General features: G+C 53.0%; 17 protein-coding genes, 3 tRNA genes and 4 pseudogenes. 4 read left to right on the top strand and 20 right to left on the bottom strand.

Features of this window, described 5'->3' with window-relative positions; genetic code table 11:
* The first annotated feature begins 521 nt into the window (after positions 1 to 521).
* Positions 522 to 1,028 carry a QueT transporter family protein gene (locus QSJ10_RS07425; RefSeq protein WP_033014176.1) on the top strand — a complete coding sequence of 169 codons (507 nt, stop codon included), beginning with the start codon at positions 522 to 524 and terminating at the stop codon, positions 1,026 to 1,028.
* A gap of 425 nt (positions 1,029 to 1,453) precedes the next feature.
* Here QSJ10_RS07425 and QSJ10_RS15635 read toward each other — a convergent pair whose 3' ends face one another.
* The 11 genes and pseudogenes from QSJ10_RS15635 to QSJ10_RS07370 form a co-directional block, all read right to left on the bottom strand.
* Positions 1,454 to 1,906, bottom strand: a complete 453-nt coding sequence (locus tag QSJ10_RS15635; protein ID WP_053532807.1) for a multidrug resistance efflux transporter family protein — start codon at positions 1,904 to 1,906, stop codon at positions 1,454 to 1,456.
* Between the two features lie 143 nt (positions 1,907 to 2,049).
* On the bottom strand, positions 2,050 to 2,178 hold the full coding sequence (locus QSJ10_RS07415) for a hypothetical protein (RefSeq protein ID WP_259463347.1): 129 nt from the start codon (positions 2,176 to 2,178) through the stop codon (positions 2,050 to 2,052).
* A pseudogene (locus QSJ10_RS07410) lies at positions 2,178 to 2,852 on the bottom strand (branched-chain amino acid ABC transporter permease); the annotation flags it as partial. The pseudogene QSJ10_RS07410 and the gene QSJ10_RS07415, both read right to left, overlap by 1 nt.
* Before the next feature lie 27 nt (positions 2,853 to 2,879).
* Entirely contained in the window at positions 2,880 to 3,623 is a 744-nt protein-coding gene (locus tag QSJ10_RS07405; RefSeq protein ID WP_033016746.1) for an NAD-dependent protein deacylase, read from the bottom strand.
* 73 nt (positions 3,624 to 3,696) lie between these two features.
* On the bottom strand, positions 3,697 to 4,446 hold the full coding sequence (gene nfsA, locus QSJ10_RS07400; RefSeq protein WP_033016745.1) for an oxygen-insensitive NADPH nitroreductase: 750 nt from the start codon (positions 4,444 to 4,446) through the stop codon (positions 3,697 to 3,699).
* Positions 4,447 to 4,541: 95 nt separating this feature from the next.
* Positions 4,542 to 4,742, bottom strand: a pseudogene (locus tag QSJ10_RS07395) (pirin-like C-terminal cupin domain-containing protein); the annotation flags it as partial.
* Positions 4,743 to 4,928: 186 nt separating this feature from the next.
* A complete protein-coding gene (locus QSJ10_RS07390) occupies positions 4,929 to 5,258 on the bottom strand; it encodes a type II toxin-antitoxin system PemK/MazF family toxin (protein WP_033016743.1) in 330 nt (109 codons plus the stop codon).
* Complete coding sequence (locus QSJ10_RS07385; RefSeq protein WP_023634676.1) at positions 5,258 to 5,527, bottom strand: AbrB/MazE/SpoVT family DNA-binding domain-containing protein; 270 nt, start codon at positions 5,525 to 5,527, stop codon at positions 5,258 to 5,260. Before QSJ10_RS07385 ends, QSJ10_RS07390 begins: the two co-directional genes overlap by 1 nt.
* 239 nt (positions 5,528 to 5,766) lie before the next feature.
* Positions 5,767 to 5,856, bottom strand: a tRNA-Ser gene (locus QSJ10_RS07380).
* A gap of 9 nt (positions 5,857 to 5,865) precedes the next feature.
* A tRNA-Ala gene (locus QSJ10_RS07375) sits at positions 5,866 to 5,938 on the bottom strand.
* Between the two features lie 10 nt (positions 5,939 to 5,948).
* Positions 5,949 to 6,025, bottom strand: a tRNA-Pro gene (locus QSJ10_RS07370).
* Positions 6,026 to 6,216: 191 nt separating this feature from the next.
* Between QSJ10_RS07370 and QSJ10_RS07365 the strand changes: the two genes are divergently transcribed.
* Positions 6,217 to 6,765 carry a hypothetical protein gene (locus tag QSJ10_RS07365; protein WP_230581392.1) on the top strand — a complete coding sequence of 183 codons (549 nt, stop codon included), beginning with the start codon at positions 6,217 to 6,219 and terminating at the stop codon, positions 6,763 to 6,765.
* 270 nt (positions 6,766 to 7,035) lie between these two features.
* Here the strand turns inward: QSJ10_RS07365 and QSJ10_RS07360 are convergent, their stop codons facing one another.
* The 9 genes and pseudogenes from QSJ10_RS07360 to QSJ10_RS07320 all read right to left on the bottom strand — a co-directional run bounded on the left by QSJ10_RS07360 (position 7,036) and on the right by QSJ10_RS07320 (position 15,485).
* On the bottom strand, positions 7,036 to 8,016 hold the full coding sequence (locus QSJ10_RS07360; protein WP_033016739.1) for an ABC transporter permease: 981 nt from the start codon (positions 8,014 to 8,016) through the stop codon (positions 7,036 to 7,038).
* Positions 8,009 to 8,923: an ABC transporter ATP-binding protein gene (locus QSJ10_RS07355; protein WP_053532806.1), complete on the bottom strand. Its 915-nt coding sequence runs from the start codon at positions 8,921 to 8,923 to the stop codon at positions 8,009 to 8,011. Before QSJ10_RS07355 ends, QSJ10_RS07360 begins: the two co-directional genes overlap by 8 nt.
* The gene (locus QSJ10_RS07350; protein WP_053532805.1) at positions 8,920 to 9,717 is read right to left on the bottom strand and encodes an SGNH/GDSL hydrolase family protein; all 798 of its coding nucleotides are present in this window, start codon (positions 9,715 to 9,717) and stop codon (positions 8,920 to 8,922) included. Before QSJ10_RS07350 ends, QSJ10_RS07355 begins: the two co-directional genes overlap by 4 nt.
* Before the next feature lie 17 nt (positions 9,718 to 9,734).
* On the bottom strand, positions 9,735 to 9,968 hold the full coding sequence (locus QSJ10_RS07345) for a transporter suffix domain-containing protein (protein ID WP_231107629.1): 234 nt from the start codon (positions 9,966 to 9,968) through the stop codon (positions 9,735 to 9,737).
* A 355-nt stretch (positions 9,969 to 10,323) separates the two neighbouring features.
* A pseudogene (locus QSJ10_RS07340) lies at positions 10,324 to 11,284 on the bottom strand (MBL fold metallo-hydrolase).
* Between the two features lie 287 nt (positions 11,285 to 11,571).
* Positions 11,572 to 12,459 (bottom strand): sulfite exporter TauE/SafE family protein, encoded by an 888-nt coding sequence (locus QSJ10_RS07335; protein ID WP_053532804.1) that lies wholly within the window; start codon positions 12,457 to 12,459, stop codon positions 11,572 to 11,574.
* A gap of 263 nt (positions 12,460 to 12,722) precedes the next feature.
* A complete protein-coding gene (glnA, locus tag QSJ10_RS07330) occupies positions 12,723 to 14,081 on the bottom strand; it encodes a type I glutamate--ammonia ligase (protein ID WP_053532803.1) in 1,359 nt (452 codons plus the stop codon).
* Positions 14,082 to 14,272: 191 nt separating this feature from the next.
* Positions 14,273 to 14,662, bottom strand: coding sequence for a gamma-glutamylcyclotransferase family protein (locus QSJ10_RS07325; RefSeq protein ID WP_033016731.1), 390 nt, complete (start codon positions 14,660 to 14,662; stop codon positions 14,273 to 14,275).
* Between the two features lie 259 nt (positions 14,663 to 14,921).
* Positions 14,922 to 15,485: a thioredoxin family protein gene (locus QSJ10_RS07320; protein ID WP_033016730.1), complete on the bottom strand. Its 564-nt coding sequence runs from the start codon at positions 15,483 to 15,485 to the stop codon at positions 14,922 to 14,924.
* 382 nt (positions 15,486 to 15,867) lie between these two features.
* On the opposite strand from QSJ10_RS07320, the gene QSJ10_RS07315 reads away from it, so the two are divergent.
* Together QSJ10_RS07315 and QSJ10_RS07310 are read left to right on the top strand one after the other, a co-directional pair.
* Positions 15,868 to 16,872 (top strand): LLM class flavin-dependent oxidoreductase, encoded by a 1,005-nt coding sequence (locus QSJ10_RS07315; protein ID WP_033016728.1) that lies wholly within the window; start codon positions 15,868 to 15,870, stop codon positions 16,870 to 16,872.
* A 5-nt stretch (positions 16,873 to 16,877) separates the two neighbouring features.
* Positions 16,878 to 17,526 (top strand): annotated as a pseudogene (locus tag QSJ10_RS07310) (MOSC domain-containing protein).
* Positions 17,527 to 17,614: the final 88 nt, after the last annotated feature.

Genomic DNA, 17,614 nt, shown 5'->3' with positions numbered 1-17,614 from the left:
TGCTGTTGTTAGTATGAGCGGATCACGGAAAACTAAACCAACTTGGCCAGTCCTAACGAGGTTGACGATCGACGCCATCGTGCTCGCCACGATGGTCGGCGGCGGCTGGATTGCTTGCGGCGCAGATCGCACTCGGCCCCTTGTTGTCTGGTTTGACCTCCCGCCTGCTATTGTGACCATCCATTTTCTCATAGCGTTTCTCTTGGCTGGCGCTGCTGTTGATCGATCTATATAAGTTGCAATTTTGTTTTACATGGCATTGTTCGCTCTTCTTGTCACCGTGCCAGCTTGTTAGGTGATAAAGTAAAGACGGGACATGGAGGTCGGAAATTCTTTATTACAACCTATGCGACCGGTCCGCCAAATGACGTCAAGCCGAGGCGAAGCGCCGTAATTGCGACCTCCCAGACGGAACCGTATCGGTCTGCTGCTTGTTTCTTTGCAGCCATGGATCCCGCTCCTTTCGTTCACGAGAGTGGTATGCTACAATCATATCATCATGCACGAGAGGAGAGAATACCATGAACGTTCGAACGATGGCGACAAACGGTTTGATCGCCGCCGTGTATATCGCCGTGACGGCGTTCATCCAGCCGTTTGGCTTTACGAACATTCAGTTTCGCGTCTCAGAAATGTTAAACCACCTAGTCGTATTCCGCCGAACATACGCCGTGGGCATCGTGCTCGGCGTCTTTTTGGCCAATTTGTTTTTCTCGCCGATTGTCGCGTATGATCTTGTATTCGGCGTCGGCCAGTCGGTGCTGGCGCTTCTCATCACGATTGTTTCTATGCGTTATGTCGAGAACATTTGGGCGCGTATGGCGATCAATACGTTGTCGTTTACCGTGACCATGGCCATCATCGCCTTTGAACTAAAGCTCGCGCTCGGCTTTCCGTTTTGGCTCACATGGCTGACGACGGCCATTGGCGAGTTTGTTGTCATGGCGATCGGCGCACCGATCATGTATGCGGTTGGCCGCCGGATCGCTCCAGAAGCCTTCCGGGCCGCTGACGGCCGCAACGACTAACCAAGTGTTCCTACGGCATCGAGCGCACCGCCCATTCGATGATCAATGAACAGACGGCGGCAAGCATCGACGCCGCCGTCATCGTGTGCGCCCGGCACGGGTGCAGTCTATAGGGTGAAAGTCCCGAACTGCGAAGGCAGAAGTAGCAGTTAGCTTAACGCAAGGGTGTCTGCGGCGACGCAGAATCTGAAGGAAGCAGGCGGCAAACTGGGATGAATACGGGGGCGAAAGTGAAGGATGGTGAGGCTGACAGCAACCCCTCCGCCCCATACGACAAGACCCACGGGCGTCATAAGCACGTCCCAGTCGCTAATCCAGAGATAAATCACAGCCGCATGGCAGGCCAGCAGCGCGTATATAGATGCAATTTGAAGATTTACCATTTGCAGCTTTTATCGACTGTCAGGCGACCGAACAACGCCGCTTCACAGACCCATATATGGATCTGTGAAGCAGGTGGTTGTTCGGTCTTCCGTCACGCCTTGGCGTGACGGGGCAAGCCATAGGCTTGCCTTCGACAGTCGAAAATGGACAAACCGCTTTTCCGTCAAGGATATGTTAAACTTCTTCGTTGCATCTATATAGATGCTCGTTTTCACCGCTCTCCCTCCACCCGATACGAAGGCTGGGCCTTCGAAACAGCCGAAACCGACCGTCTCCCAGACGATCCATGTCCATGGATGGCGCTTCATGTCGCGCCAAACCGGACCGAGATTGCGGCGGGCAAGAAGAATGACAAACAACAGCGGAACCATAAAGAAAAAACGAAGTGACGAGCTCCATGTCCAACTCCCGCCAGCTAGTTCCATAGACCGGTTCAATATGAACGTAACGGCAAAAAAGAACGAGGCGGCAAGGCCGAGGGCCATTTCCCGCATGGTCGGTCTCTCCTCTCCTGTGATTAGATTCATCATGTGGCAGGGCAGTTTTATTTTATTTCATTATTGAAAATTTTTCTATTTGTTTATTTGATTATTTAGAACATAGTTTTTTATGATAATAAGTACACAATAAGAATTGATCAACCCGAAACAGTGCTTCCAGGCGGCAATTCTATCATTAACGAATCAAAAAACGTCATAATGCGAACGATGTCAGCCGGCGCCGCAAGAACGGCGATCCATAAGCGCCGGTTGGCGAATACAGCCATCAATGTCCCTCCTTGGCAAACAGTCCGTTCGGTTTGACCGTTAAAATGATGACGAGGATGGCAAAAGCGATAATGTCTTTGTAGTCGTTCGACACATACGTCGCTCCCAAGCTTTCGCTGAATCCCAAAATATAGCCGCCGACAATGGCGCGGGAATGCTTCCCATGCCGCCGAGAATGATGATGCCAAACGCTTTCAAGATGACGAGATGCCCCATGCCGGGAAACACAAGGTTGATCGGCGAAGCGAGCGACGCGGCGAGCGCTGCCAAACTGCCGGAAAGGAAAAACGTCAGCATGGCGACTTTATTCGTGTTAATGCCGCCCAAATTCGCCCCTTCGCGGTTTTGCGCCATCGCGATGATGGAAGACCCGATGAACGTCTTTTTCAAGAAGAGGTAAACAAGATCATGATGATGACAGCGGATGCGATGATGAGGATGCGTTGAATGGTCAATGTGAATCCGAACAACGTGACGACATCGCCATACGGAGTCGGCATCGTCTGATAGTCCGCCCCCAGACGAACTGGGCGAATGCCTCCAAAAACAACAAAATGCCAATCGCCGCAATTTTGTCATGGAGCGGCGATGCGTCGCGAAGCGGATAAAACACGAGCCGCTCCATCAAGACGCCAAGCAGCCCGACCGCCGCCATCGATGCGACGATCGGCATTTCTTTCGTGTCATGGAATCTATCGATCTATTCCGCCTGTATTTGCTTGCGCACGCTAGCGACCGTTTCCCCGATTCCGCCATAAATGACAAGGTCAAACATCCCGTCCATTCTTGTCGCTGTTTTGTTGATCAATACTTTCCTTGTTGCCGGCGATTCGGCGGCGACATAAAACGGGATTTGATTCGCGGGCGCCACTTCCAAACTTGTTCCCATCGCCAGAAGCAAGTCGCTGGCGGCCGCCGCAGCAAACGCTTCTTCCATGCGCGGCACGAGCCCGCCAAACAAAACGACATCCGGTTTGACAATCGTCTGGCACTTTTCACAGCGCGGCACCTCGTGACGGTTGATAAACGACAGATCATACTTGTTGCCGCATGACGGGCATGTCGCCGTCTGCAGCGTGCCGTGCAGCTCAATGACATTCGTGCTTCCTGCTTTCGTATGCAGCCCGTCAATATTTTGCGTCAAAATCGTCACCGTCTTGCCCATCTCCTCAAGCCAGCAGAGAAACCGATGCCCGTCATTCGGGGCAAAGCCGCCCATCATTTTTAATGAAAACATCCGCTTGAATCGACGCCAAAAATCAATCGGATCTTTTTTGTAATAATGCTCTGACAAATAATATTCGACATGGTCCTCTTGGGCGTAAAGGCCGTTTTCGCTGCGAAAATCAGGAATGCCAGACTCCGTGCTCATCCCGGCCCCGGTCAGGACGGCGATTGTATTCGCCTCTTTGATCCATTGCGCCAGTTGCCGGATTTTGTCCACTCTCGTTCTCTCCTTTCTTACGAACCTCTTGGACTTCGGGAATGGGAGCTGGGGGCTCCCGCCTGCAGCGAGGCTACCGTAAATTGAACCCTTTCCCTTCCACAAACTCCTTCATGTACATCCGGACTTGGCGGCTGAGCATATCGGCCATCTGCCCGGTCCATGTGTCGCGGCGGCGGCCGTTTGTCCGCTGCTCATAATACGCCGAAACCGTTTCGTTGTAGCGTTGCAATTGTTCGAGGAATCGGGCGCGGTCTTGGTTGTATTCGTCCTCATGATAAACGTGTTCAAACGGCAACCGCGGCTTTTGATCCGGCGTTTGTGCAGGATAGCCGACGGCAAGCCCAAACAGCGGAATGACCCGCTTCGGCACATTTAGCAGCGCACATACTTCCGGCAAGTTGTTGCGCAGCCCGCCAATGTAGCAGATGCCAAGCCCCATCGACTCCGCGGCAATGGCGGCGTTTTGCGCCGCAAGCGCCGTGTCAATCAGCGCAACCATAAACTTTTCCGTACTCTCAAGCGATGGAAGCACGTCTTTTCCTTCTAGCTCGCCAATGAGCTCATGGCGGTGAAAATCAGCGCAAAAGACAAAGAAATGGCCGTTATGCTCGACATAGGATTGATTTCCCGCCAACTCGGCGAGCTTCCGTTTTTTCTCCGGATCTTTCACCCCGATGATCGAGTACGCTTGAACATAGCTTGAAGTGGATGCCGCCTGGGCGCATTCGACGATCGTGCGGATTTGTTCATCCGTGAGCGGCCTGTCTTCAAACCGGCGGATCGAACGGTGCTGGAGAATCGTTTCGATGACTTGGTTCATGACTATGTCCTCCTTGAACAACCCAACGGCTTCTTTTTGTGAACATGATAACAAAAAAGAAAGAGCCATACAACGAATCGGCTCTTTCCCTTCCATTATCGCCCAAACCGCCCTTCCTGGTAATCGCGAATCGCCTCGCGGATTTGTTCCGGCGTGTTCATGACGAACGGCCCGTAGGCGACGACCGGTTCGTTCACCGGCTCGCCGGCATAAAGAAGAAGGCGGAGTTTTTCGCGGGCGGTCACGTTTAGCTCCGTTTCCTCGCCGCGGTTGTGGCGGCTGAAAAACAGCATTTGTGCAAAATAATCTCCAGTGTGTCAATCCATGCAAAAAAGCGGGACGATCCGCCTTCTTTTCGTTGCTCGATTCTGCCTTTTTAACAAAACATCCGAAGGAAGTCTCCCGCCTCAAGGAGCGTGAAGGGCAAAAATGTACGCAAAAAGTATGCTAAAAGTGAACAAAAGGCCAATATAAATGGCCTTTCACGAAAGAAAAGTATGAATCAGATCCAAGCAATCCGAAACAACTTCATTGGGCGCCCGTCCTACTATTTGAAGCTGTCGGGCGCGCCAATCTAAACTTTTGACCTGATCGGTTAAAATCACGCCTTCAACGGCCAAGCCTGATGGCAATTCCACTTCAAATGGATATCCTTTTTGTTGCTGGGTGATCGGGCAAAGCACCGCAAACCCTGTCAATTGATTGAACCGCTTTGGTGATAGAACGATGCCGGGCCTTTTTCCTGCCTGCTCATGCCCTGCTTGTGGATTGAAATTGACGTAAACAAGATCCCCACGATCCGGCGCTTGCATCAGAACAATTCATTCCCTTCTGTTCCAAAATCAATTTCAGCATGGCGATTTTCCGGCGTGATTTTAGCCAAAAGTTCCTCCAATGTCGGCTTTTTCTTTTTCGGGATCAACTTGATCGCTTGGTTCTCAACGATCACCTCCACTTCTGATCCTTGATGAAGCGCTAAACGTTCAGCAATCACGCTTGGGATACGAACCGCAAGGCTGTTTCCCCATTTTTGAACTGTTATTGTCATGATTGACACTCCTTTCTGTTTGTTTAATTCCACTATACCTCTCTCCTTTCATTTCGTATATACATAGTATATACATAAATTCAAAAAAAAAGATGCCATCGAGACGGTGTTTTCGATTCGAAACGAACGATTACGATTGATGATAAGACGCTGAACATGTTAAAAGATTTGAAGAAAAGTCAAAAGGATTCCGAAAAAATGAAAAAACGACTGCCAACGCAGTCGTATCAAGGGGTTCATGATTTACAATTTGACAGGATGGATATTAGAAATGGAGGAAGAGGGATTCGAACCCCCGCGGGCTGTGACACCCCTAGCGGTTTTCGAAACCGCCCCCTTCAGCCAGACTTGGGTATTCCTCCGTATGAAAATGGAGCCTATCGGATTCGAACCGATGACCTCCTGCGTGCGGGGCAGGCGCTCTCCCAGCTGAGCTAAGGCCCCATGTCTATAATGGTCGGGAAGACAGGATTTGAACCTGCGACCTCACGGACCCGAACCGTGTGCTCTACCAAGCTGAGCTACTTCCCGACATATGCTGGTTTACCTTGCGACAATTCATATTCTATATGAACCTCAAAGGAAAGTCAATAGTTTTTTTATCTTTTTTTCGCCATAACGGATGAAAATTGATCTTTTTTCTGAAACGACCTGCATAGCTGCCGCTCCTTTTTTTCTACTACTAAAAACACAGCAACCGTGTAAAGGAAAGGGGGCGCTTTGTGAAACTCATTCCGCCGGCGCGGCGCAAACGGGCGCATTTGTCGCAATTGACAACCACCCATTTCCATTTGCGTCATCCGCTTGTCGTCGCCTTTTTTTCCTTTTCGTTTCCGGGTTTCGGCAATTTGATGCAGCAACGCTACGCCACGGCCTTTATGTTAATCCTCTGGGAGCTGTTTATCAACACAAAAGCCCATATCAATACAGGTATATTATACTCGCTGCTTGGCGATTTTGAAAAGGCAAAAGCCGTTCTTGACGAACGATGGCTCATGTTTTATGTGGCCATCTACATGTACAGCATTTGGGACAGCTACCGCGGCTCAGTCGACATGAACAAGCTGTATTTGCTCGCCGACCGCGAAGATGCGCCGATCTCTTCCATACCGAATGGGATCGTGCTTCTCATCCGTTGCGATGAACAGCAATGGCCGGCCGTGGAGCATATAGATGCAACAAAGAAGTTTAACATATCCTTGACAGAAAAGTGGTTTGCCCATTTTCGACTGTCGAAGGCAAGCGTGTGGCTTGCCTCCGTCACGCCTTAGCGTGACGGAAGACCGAACAACGACTCGCTTCACAGACCCATTCATGGGTCTTTAAGCAGCGTTGTTCGGTCACTCGACAGTCGGATGCAATGACCGGCAAAGACGAAAAATGTTAAAGCTTTAAATTGCATCTATACAGTTGCTGCGGGGCCATCACGCGCTTGGACTCGCCGGCGTTCACGACAAGCAGCCGAATAGATAGGCATTTCATCCCCTTTCACTAAAAAACCCGAGGGAACACCCCCTCAGGTTTTCGCCGCTCTGCCGTTTTCAATAGACATCTCGCCGCATAAAGACAAAAAAAGCGACAAGAAGCCCTGCAAGCCCCCAGACAGCCAGCACGGCCATCGAAAAGCCAAGCGTCATCCCCTCAATCGGCGGAGCCGCTCCTTTTATGTAATCCGTCAGCCGCAAATTGACCATAAACAAATATTTTGCCGAATGCCACGACGACACCATGTTCGACAAAATCGCGCCAGAAATCAATGCTGCCAGCATGATGCCCATCACCGCCGCCGTGCTCCTAAGCAGCACGGAAAACATAAACGTCAGTGTGCCGACGACAACGCTCACAAACGCTGCCAGCCCGAGCTCGATCAAAATGTATTTCCATTGCGGAATCATGTGGACATTCGCTGTATTGAGATCCTCTCCTTGCTGGACAAATCCGGTCAATAGCGGCAGACGGAAGCCGCCATATCCAAACACGAGTCCGGAGATGGCATACGACAGCACCGCCGCCATCAGCATAATGAGCGACACCGACAGGAGCAACGCGATATATTTGCTCAACAAAATTTTCCACCGCTTCACCGGCCGAACGAGAAGCAGCTTGATCGTTCCAGCGCTTGCCTCGGACGACACTAAATCGGCCGCAACCACCATCACTAAAAGCGGCAAAAACAAGTCGATGGCGTTTTCGATAAACGTGCGCATAAACGTCGGCGCTCCAGGGGCGGACGGATTAATGTTGTGCTCTAAGTAGTACTGCTGCTGCTTGAGGCGGATTTGCAAGTATTTCTGCCATTCCTCAGACATGCTCGGCGACTGCAAGCGGTTTTGCAAATCGACGATTTGCTGCTGCAGCTGCGTCCGCCAGTCGGTCGTGCCAAGCCGTTTTCTCAACTCTTCCGTCTCGCGGTATTGGGCGTATGTAAACAAGGCGACGAGCACCACAATGATGGCGGCGATCACCCATAGCCGCTTTTTGCGGACGATTTTCAACATTTCATTATACACGAGCTTACTCAATCGTTTCGCCCCCTGTCAGCTCGATAAACAAGTCCTCGAGCGTCGGCAGCCGCGGTTCAATTTCCGAAACCGAGACGCCGGCTTGGACAAGCTTGGCGTTCCAAGCGGCTAGTCTCGACGGCTCATATGGCGTGACGATCGTCTCTTCATCGGCGCGCAACACCTCGGTTTCCGCCGCTAACAGCGCCCGCGCCCGATCCGTTGGAGCGGCTTTCCAGACGACGCGCGCCTGTTGGTTTAACAGCCGCTCAACCGTGTCCACGGCCAAGAGCCGTCCTTTCGCCATAATGGCGACGCGGTCGCACATTAATTGAATTTCACTTAACAAATGCGATGAAACAAGGACGCTCAACCCTTCCGTTTCCGCCAAAAAGCGGATGAAGGCGCGCATTTCGCGAATGCCGGCCGGGTCAAGGCCGTTGGTCGGCTCGTCCAAAATGAGCACCTTCGGCTTTCCAAGCAGCGCCTGAGCGATGCCGAGCCGCTGCCGCATGCCGAGCGAATACGTGCCCACTCGGTCATGGATGCGCTGTTCAAGGCCGACGAGCTTCGCCACTTCCATGATCCGATCTGCACCAATTCCCGGTATCATGCGGGCGAAATGTTCAAGGTTTTCCCATCCTGTTAAATACGGATACATTTCTGGGTTTTCGACGATGCAGCCGATCTGGCGGATCGCGTCGGTAAACTGGCGGTGAAGATCATACCCGCAAATCGCCACCGTCCCCGACGTCGGCCGAATGAGCCCGACGAGCATGCGGATCGTTGTCGTTTTTCCCGCGCCGTTCGGCCCTAAAAAACCGAATACTTCCCCCTCATGCAACTCAAACGAAATGCCTTTAATAATTTCCTTGCCGCGAATCGTTTTCCGCAGCTCTTTGACCGCTAACGTCACCTGTTTGGTCATTGCTCACCCTCCTCCGTCAACGTGATGAGCGAGGCGACGCGCTCTCCAATCCGCTTGTAGCCTGCCGCGTTTGGATGAAAATGGTCGCTGTACAAATAGTCGTTGACATGGAGGGCAAACAAATCAAACGTCGGCACCGCGACGATGTTCGGATAGCGGGCCGCCACTTCCGCTGATGCAAAATTCCAATCGCGCACAACCGCCGACGTCCGTTTGGCATCGTCTAAATCGCCAAACGGGTTGTACAAACCGATCGCAAAAATGACCGCTTCGCTGTTGAAGCGGCGCAGCGCGGCGAAAATGCGGTCTAGGTTGGCTACATATCGCCGTTTCGCCTCATTCAGCTGCTTTCGATCCAGTTTCAACGCTTCCCCGCCTTGAAACAAGTCGTTGCCGCCGATGGTCATCACAATAAGATCCGCCATGGCGACTTGCCGCTGAATCTCAGGCTGGCCAAGCTGGCGAAGCAGTCCGTCAGAGCGAAGGCCGCGGATGGCCAAGTTCGTCACACGGATCGGTTTGTCCGTTTTCCGGCGAAGCTCATCGACCATATAGCCGACATACCCTTTTCCGCTTTCATCGCCCGTTCCTCTCGTCAACGAATCGCCAAGAGCAACAATATCCATTTTCTCGTCATGTTGCCTTGTTTCAGCCGTCGGCGGCCGTTGTTCTTTCGTCGGCGGCTTGGCGACCGAAAAAAACTGGTCTTGCACCGCCAATGCCAGGCCGCCAAGCCAAAGCGCTCCGGACAGAGCGGCAACAACGATGAGAAACGAAACAGCTCTCCGTCTCATGCCACCACCTCATCTCTTTATTGGCTTTCTTCCAACCGTTCCTCTTTTTGCTTAACATCATTGGTTTGATCCAACCGTTGCCGATTTATGCGCCAATGCTTCGGATTCCAATACGCTTTCAGCTTCCTCGCTGCTTCTTTTCCAGCCAGCAGCACCCCAAGCCAAAACATGACTTCCGCCGCCGCAATGACCGTGGCGACAATCGTTGCCTTGACAGCGGCTGAAAACGGCAGAAACGGCGCGATCGGCACCGCCACCCAAACGACGAACGAGGCGATGATGAGGTCAATGCCAATGCGATACAGAAACGGTTTCTCTTGCTTCGCGTCCCCACCTCCTTATGGCGTCGTGGTTGAGAACGAAGATTGGGATTCTGCACTCCCACTCTACCATATCCATCTCCCGTTCACGAAACGGCGCGCCTGAAGCCGTGCGTTTCGCCGCCAACCAACGCCTGTCTTGAACCGCAAAACGCACCGTTTGGAAGGAGAAAAACCGGCCTCATGGCATGAAACCAAGCAGACGGATTCGTCATCATCATCGTTATACGTATTAACAAAGAAAAGGTGTCCCTTTTATGCTTGGGACACCGTTCATTCACCCCTATCACCGCCGCTTATGCCAGTAATCGATCAACCCCATCGCGCACACTTGCAAATCCAGCTCGATCGCCGCATACACCGGCGACGAAGACGGGACGCCATATTCGTTCAAAAACGCTTCTACATCGCGGCGCAACCGTTGTGCAGCGACTTTCGCCTGCTCTGCGGGCGATGCTTCCGGATTTCGCTCGATCGCTTCTTTTCCTGCCGCCACGAACTTCGGCAGCCAAACGCGAAGCTGGCGGAACGCCTCCTGCGGGTCATCGAGCATGCCAAAATGACCAAAATAGATGCGCGACGGATTCAACTTCTCGAGCCGCTCAGCCGACCGCTCCATCGCTTCAGGGTCAAATTGGTTCGGAGATGTTGAAGGCAGGCAAAACGTAAGCCCCGCTTCTTGCAGCTGCGGGTAAAAAACGCCGATCGTATCGCCGGTGAACACGCCGCGGCTGTACGAATCATAAATGGAAACATGATGGTTCGCATGCCCCGGCGTATCATAGAACGTGAGCGTCCGCTCCACACTCAACGCCAACGTTTCCCCGTCCTCTTTCACAATCAATCGCTCTTCTGGCACCGGAAGAATCGGATCAAAGAGCGACTCAAACTGCGCGCCGTACACCGACCGCCTTCGCCCCGGCGATGAGGCGCGATGGATCAGCCAAATGCCGCTTCCCTTTCGGATGGACGACAACCATCGCATTCGGGCAATGCTGAAGAAGTAGCCCTACACCGCCGGCGTGGTCCAAATGAATATGGGTAACGATGATATAGCGAATATCAGACGGATCAATATAAAGCGCTTTCAACCCAGCAAGCAAATGCGGCACCGACGGACTTGGCCCTGTTTCCACGATCGCCAAGTTCTCTTCGTGAAGCACGTATGTACCGGTGCGCCGCGGCATGCGAAAATCATACAAATCGATGAGTGAAATGCGGCGGCCGAGATCAAGCGGCTGTGCCATGTTCCCTCTCCCCCTTTGGTTGATGATGCAGAATATTTTAACATAGAAACCGGCTTCCCGCTACAGGGGTTGATAAAAAAGCAGCCCCTGCCCAGAGGGCAAGAGCCACCTTCTCGTTTCAACTGTCGTCAACGGGGCAACAACTGATCCGCGCGCTATTTTTGAGGGCAGGCGCTGTCGACCGTTGCCCTTTGCAGCACGAACAAGCTCCCTGATGCTCAACCCGATCGCATCCAACGCTGCCGCCAACGGAAAGACACTGTCGTTTGCCAAGCGCCCCCTAATGCTTACGACGCCAACTCCCCACTAGCTGTTTTTCCTTTCCGTCCATTTCTGATCGCCACCCATACTGCCGCCGCCCAGCCGATGACGATGAGGCCGTACACAGCAGGATAAACCGGCGCCGGGGCTTCCCAAGCGTGCAGAAGCGTGCGAACGTTTGTCAAAATAATCAATCCGCCAACCAACACTCCAAGCAAATGGGACGGCAGTTTGCGCACAAGCCAAGCGGCGATCGGTGCAGCGACGACCCCGCCAGCCATGAGCGTCAGCACCCAGTGCCAGTTCACTTGCTCCCAACCAAGCGAAATGACGAATCCTAGCGTCGCCGACAGCGCGACGGCAAATTCGGATGTATCGACGGTGCCGACCACCTTGCGCGCTTCCGTGCTTTTATTGGCCAACAACACCGGCGTCGCAATCGGCCCCCAGCCCCCACCGCCGGTCGCATCAAGAAAACCGGCCGCCAAGCCGAGCGGGACGAGCTGCTTATTGGACCACTGTTTTCCTGACGCCGACGGCGCGCGGCCGTTCAACACTAAAAATCGATAAATAATGTAAAAGCCAAGCGCCAATAAAAACAACGATACATACGGTTTGATCAAATCCCCTGGCAAGTTGCTTAAAAAGCATGCTCCGATAAACGCGCCGACCGACCCAGGAATAATGAGCTTCCCGACCATGGCGCGATCGACGTTGCCAAATTTCCAGTGAGAGGCGCCGGACGCCGCTGTCGTCACCACTTCCGCCAAATGAACGGACGCCGAGGCAACAGCTGGAGCGATGCCAAACGTCAACAGCAGCGTCGACGAGGTGACGCCGTACGCCATTCCGAGCGATCCGTCGATCAACTGGGCGATAAATCCTACAAACACAAAAACGATCAGTTTTTTCATTGGTTTCCCTCCGCTTGCAATAGTTGAGCGTGTTACTTATAATTTAAATCCCATTATTCATAGATGTCAACTATGAATTTAAAAAATAAAAAAATGCAGTCATCTTTTCCTCCCCACGCGCAAGATGACGTTGCGAACGCCGGCAGCTTGGCGGCCGACGGGCGGAAGGCGCCGCGCGGCCGTCCATCAAGACAAACAGCTGCCTGCAGAAAAAAGGCGCCCCGAATATGGCGACGGGACACCTTTTGAATGCTGGCTTTCGATCAGAACTTTCCTTGATACCGCTCGACTTCCCAAGCATGAACCGCCGTGCGGTAGCTGTTCCATTCCTCTTTTTTCAACGCGACATATTCGTTGAATACGTGCTCGCCAAGCGTCGCGCGGCCGATTTCTCCGCTTTCTAGCGCTGCGATGGCCTCGCCCAAGTTTTCCGGCAAGTTGTCGATGCCAAGCTCCGCACGTCGTTCTTCCGACATATGGAAGATGTCTTCATCAATCGGCGCCGGAGCGGTTAAACCTTTTTCGACACCGTCAAGGCCAGCGGCAGCGATGATGGCATACGCCAAATACGGATTGGCCGACGGATCCGGGCAACGGAGCTCAACGCGCGTCGCGACGCCGCGTTTGGCCGGAATGCGGATGAGCGCCGAACGGTTGGAAGCGGACCAAGCGATGTAGCAAGGCGCTTCATACCCTGGCACAAGCCGTTTGTACGAGTTGACAAGCGGGTTCGTAACCGCCGCGAAGTGTTTTACGTTTTTCAGCAAGCCCGCGATGAATTGGTACGCTGTTTCTGACAACTGGTTCGCATCGTTCGGATCAAAGAACGCATTTTCCCCATCTTTGAAGAGGGAAATGTTGACATGCATGCCTGAACCGTTGATGCCAAACACCGGTTTTGGCATAAACGTCGCATGGAGGCCGAACTTGCTGGCAATCGTTTTGACAACCCATTTGTACGTCGTCGCATTGTCAGCCGCACCGAGCGCATCGGCATATTTGAAGTTGATCTCATGCTGGCCTTCCGCCACTTCATGGTGCGACGCTTCAATCGTAAAGCCCATCGCTTTTAAGGCGCGGTAAATTTCAAGGCGAACGCGTTCGCCCAAGTCTTTCGGAGACGGTTCGAAATAACCGCCGCCATCATGGAGCTCGAGCGTCGGATTGCCGTTTTCATCGGCTTTGAACAGGAAAAACTCCAGCTCCGGACCGACCGAGATCGTATATCCTTTTTCCGCCGCCCGCTCGATCGTTTTTTTCAGCACGTTGCGCGGGTCGCCTTCAAACAGCGTGCCGTCCGGATTGGTCACCGAGCAGAGAAAGCGCGCTTCCGCATAGCCTTCCTCGACCGTCCACGGCAAAACAGCAAACGTATTCAAATCCGGAAGAAGATACAAGTCGGAACGGTTGATCGGCGAGAAGCCTTTGATCGACGAACCATCAAACATGATTTTCCCTTCGACAACATCATCAAGCTGTTCAGCCGTCACGGTCACGTGCTTTAAGATCCCTTCAATGTCGACAAACTGCAAATGAAGAAGCTCAACGTTCTTTTGTTGGATCGTTTCTTTAATTTGTTCGAGCAATCCCGTTTGGGTGGAGGAAACGAACGTTTTCGACATGTAACATTACCTCACATTCGTACGTTTATTTTTCTAACATGCTTTTATTATAGAAAAAGAGTGGCCGTTTGGCAACACTTTTTTAGCAATTTTTCTGTATTTTTATAACGATTTTTTACAACCGTTTTCATATTCATGTAAAAAATAAACAGCCCAGAGGATGACCGTTCCTCACAGGCTGTTTCTAGATGTTACATTTTCTCCTCACGCCGCCGCCATGATCCGGACGGAATAAGCGGCAAGCCGGCCGCTTTTTCCGGCGGATAGACGTACACATATCCTTCGATCGGTTTGCACGCGTCGCGAACCCACACCCGTTCGTATTCGTTATCGCACCGCCCTTCAACGTAATCCTCGAGCTCATCCATTGCCTTGAGCCCTTCTTCCGTCACCGTCAGCCACTCCCCTTCCACTTCCCCCTCTTCTCCAAGCACAAGCGCGGGGTACGGACCGACATTGTATAAGCGGCCGTTTACTTTCCCTGGACACGCGGCGCGAAAGTATGGAGCGGCCACTTCATGGTTTTCTTCGCCAGTCAGCAACGTTCCATACACAAACACCCAATATCGCCCTTCCGCCATCTCCTCGTTCTCCTTTTGTTTACATAACATAAATTACGAAAACTCAAGGAAAGGAAACAAAAACAATGGAAGCCCTTCCTCTCATCCATCCTTGCCGCTCCGAGGCGGCGCCAGTGTGAATTTGTTCAGTAGATCGCGGCCACAAAAATGCCGTGCCGGCTGCACTCGCAAGCCAACGGCACGGCGGTGGCGATTCCGCAACGAACGAATGATGCTTTTTCCATCATACCCGCTTCACAATGAAAAGTCAAGCACATTGTTACAGTGTTTGTTTCCATTTAATGCTGCAGCCGATGCTCGGCTTTTGCTTTTCCGGCACCGGGCGGCCCTCCAACAAAGCATCCAGCGCGGTGCGGATCGACTCCCCGGTGACCGGGATGCCGTTGTTCGGGCGCGAGTCGTCCAACTGGCCGCGGTAGACGCATTTCAGATCCCGGTCGAAAATGTAAAAGTCCGGGGTGCAAGCGGCGTCGTATGCTTTCGCCACCTCTTGCGTCTCATCGTACAAATACGGAAACGGATAGCCGAGCTCTTCCGCCACCTTTTTCATGTTTTCGGGTGAATCTTCTGGATACTGTTCCGCATCGTTGGAGTTGATGGCGACAAACGACACCCCTTTGGGCATATAATCGTTCGCGAGGCGAACAAGCTCGTGCTGGACATGCTTGACAAATGGGCAGTGATTGCAAATGAACATAATGACGGTTGCGACGTCCGATTTCACATCCTCAAGACGGACGACGTTGCCATCGATGACATTCGTGAGGGAAAACGACGGCGCTTGTTTGCCGAGGGGAAACATGTTCGATTCGACAGCTGGCATCAACAACACCCTTTCTCCAATATTTTCTTTCATTATATCAAAAGGAAGGCGGGTGTCACAAATCCAGCGCCCAAACCGAACTGCACAGCTCGGCATATGATGCCACATAGACGACGGAAAGGAGGCGTTTGTGCATTGATTTATATGAATAAACACATGACCCCGCGCGTGTACGGGCCAGCTGCCACACCACCCGCATCCCACCCGATGTTTTATTATCGCCGCACTGCCGCGCATCTTGACGGGATTGGCCGATCCGCCGACGGCGGATCGGTTTTTTGCTAGGCGGGTGGACAAATGAATGGACAAACCGAAGCAAAACAGCGCATAATAGAAACTAATCATTATTTCCACCGCTGCGGCGGAAGAAGGAGGAATCGCAATGGCGCTGCAACTGAGCGTCCTCGACCAGTCGCCGATCGCCGAAGGCATGACGGCAGAAGAAGCGCTCGAGAACACCGTCAAGCTCGCCCAACACGTTGAGCAGCTCGGCTATAAGCGGTTTTGGGTGTCGGAACACCACGATACAAACAGCCTTGCCGGTTCGTCGCCGGAAGTGCTGCTCGGACACATCGGAGCGAAAACGTCGCGCATCCGCATCGGCTCAGGCGGCGTGATGCTGCCGCATTACAGCCCGTACAAGGTGGCGGAAAACTTCCATGTGCTTGCCGGCCTTCATCCCGGCCGCGTCGATCTCGGCATCGGGCGGGCACCCGGCGGCATGCCGCGGGCGACGATGGCGCTCCAAGACGGCCGGCCGCGTTCAGCGGATCGCTATCGGGAGCAAATCGATGACTTGCTTGGGTATTTGCACGATGCGCTTCCGCCCGTCCACCCGCTTTATGGCGTCAAGGCGACGCCGATCGTGCAGTCCCCGCCGGAACTATGGCTGCTCGGCTCCAGTTCGGAAACGGCGAAGCTGGCAGCCGATAAAGGGCTGCCGTATGTGTTCGCCCAGTTTATCAACGGGGAAGGCGGCGAACATTATATGCGGCTGTACCGTGACCGGTTTGTTCCATCGCCGTATTTGGCCGAGCCGCGCGGAATGGTCGCGGTGTTTGCAATTTGCGCCGAAACGGATGAAAAAGCGGAATGGATCGCCGGCAGCCTTGATCTGTCGCTTCTTATGATCGAGCAAGGGATGGCGCTGAACGGCACGCCAAGCCCGGAAAAAGCGGCTGCGTATCCGTACAGCCCGTATGAGCGCAAACGGGTGGAAGACAACCGGCGGCGGATGATCGTCGGCAGTCCGACGCGCGTCAAAGACAAGCTGTATCGGCTGAGCGAAACGTATGAAACAGAGGAAATCATGCTCGTGACGATTACATACGACTTCGAGGATAAACTCGCAAGCTTCCGGCTCATCGCCGAGGCGGTATGGGGGTGAACGCGATGCAGATTCTCTCCATTAATGTCGGGAAGCCGAAAACGCTCCACATCGGCGGCCAGCGGATCACAACCGGCATTGACAAAACGCCGGTCGCTCATCCCGTTGCGGTCGGCAAACAAAACTTGGCTGGAGATGGACAAGCCGACCTCGTCCATCACGGAGGAGAAGATAAAGCGATTTGCGCCTATCCGTCCGAGCATTTCGTCTATTGGGAAGAGCGATACGGCCGCCCATTTACGGCGGGGGCGTTTGGCGAAAACTGGACGCTTCTCGGGTTGACGGAAGACGATGTATGTCTTGGCGACATTTATGTCGCCGGCACAGCGCTCGTACAAGTGTCGCAGCCGCGCCAGCCGTGCTCCAAATTGGCGTTCAAACATCAGCTGCCCGATTTGCCGAAAGCCGTCTGCCAGACAGGAAAAAGCGGGTTTTATTTCCGCGTCTTGCAAGAAGGCGTCATAGAGCCGGGCGCGCCGCTCGTTCTCGTCGAACGGGGCGTGGGGGGCGCTGTCCATCGCGTATATCAATCACATTTACTATCATGAGCGCGACAATGCTGCTGCCATGAAGCAAATCGCCAGCCATCCGGCCTTATCCGCAAGCTGGCGCGAAACGTTTCAAAAGCGGCTTGCCGATCGGCCCCGGCCGTAAAGCACAAAGCGGCGGAAATGACTAACAAAATATCTTTATATTTTTGTTTAATTGTTTTTTTCATCCACTCTTCCTTTCCTGAGCACTC

Origin of the sequence: Geobacillus stearothermophilus ATCC 12980 (genome assembly GCF_030369615.1) — a bacterium.
GTDB lineage: Bacteria > Bacillota > Bacilli > Bacillales > Anoxybacillaceae > Geobacillus > Geobacillus stearothermophilus.
The sequence above is the reverse complement of the archived record's forward strand: the minus strand, read 5'-3'. Positions and strand labels throughout refer to the sequence as shown.

Bases quoted from the DNA above. Each gene is read 5' to 3' on its own strand.
- QSJ10_RS15635 (WP_053532807.1), bottom strand. From the start codon at position 1,906: ATGCGGGAAATGGCCCTCGGCCTTGCCGCCTCGTTCTTTTTTGCCGTT.
- QSJ10_RS07355 (WP_053532806.1), bottom strand. From the start codon at position 8,923: ATGACCAAACAGGTGACGTTAGCGGTCAAAGAGCTGCGGAAAACGATT.
- QSJ10_RS07350 (WP_053532805.1), bottom strand. From the start codon at position 9,717: ATGAGACGGAGAGCTGTTTCGTTTCTCATCGTTGTTGCCGCTCTGTCC.
- QSJ10_RS07390 (WP_033016743.1), bottom strand. From the start codon at position 5,258: ATGCAAGCGCCGGATCGTGGGGATCTTGTTTACGTCAATTTCAATCCA.
- QSJ10_RS07315 (WP_033016728.1), top strand. From the start codon at position 15,868: ATGGCGCTGCAACTGAGCGTCCTCGACCAGTCGCCGATCGCCGAAGGC.
- QSJ10_RS07415 (WP_259463347.1), bottom strand. From the start codon at position 2,178: ATGGCTGTATTCGCCAACCGGCGCTTATGGATCGCCGTTCTTGCGGCG.
- QSJ10_RS07320 (WP_033016730.1), bottom strand. From the start codon at position 15,485: ATGCCAGCTGTCGAATCGAACATGTTTCCCCTCGGCAAACAAGCGCCG.
- glnA (WP_053532803.1), bottom strand. From the start codon at position 14,081: ATGTCGAAAACGTTCGTTTCCTCCACCCAAACGGGATTGCTCGAACAA.
- QSJ10_RS07325 (WP_033016731.1), bottom strand. From the start codon at position 14,662: ATGGCGGAAGGGCGATATTGGGTGTTTGTGTATGGAACGTTGCTGACT.
- nfsA (WP_033016745.1), bottom strand. From the start codon at position 4,446: ATGAACCAAGTCATCGAAACGATTCTCCAGCACCGTTCGATCCGCCGG.
- QSJ10_RS07425 (WP_033014176.1), top strand. From the start codon at position 522: ATGAACGTTCGAACGATGGCGACAAACGGTTTGATCGCCGCCGTGTAT.
- QSJ10_RS07335 (WP_053532804.1), bottom strand. From the start codon at position 12,459: ATGAAAAAACTGATCGTTTTTGTGTTTGTAGGATTTATCGCCCAGTTG.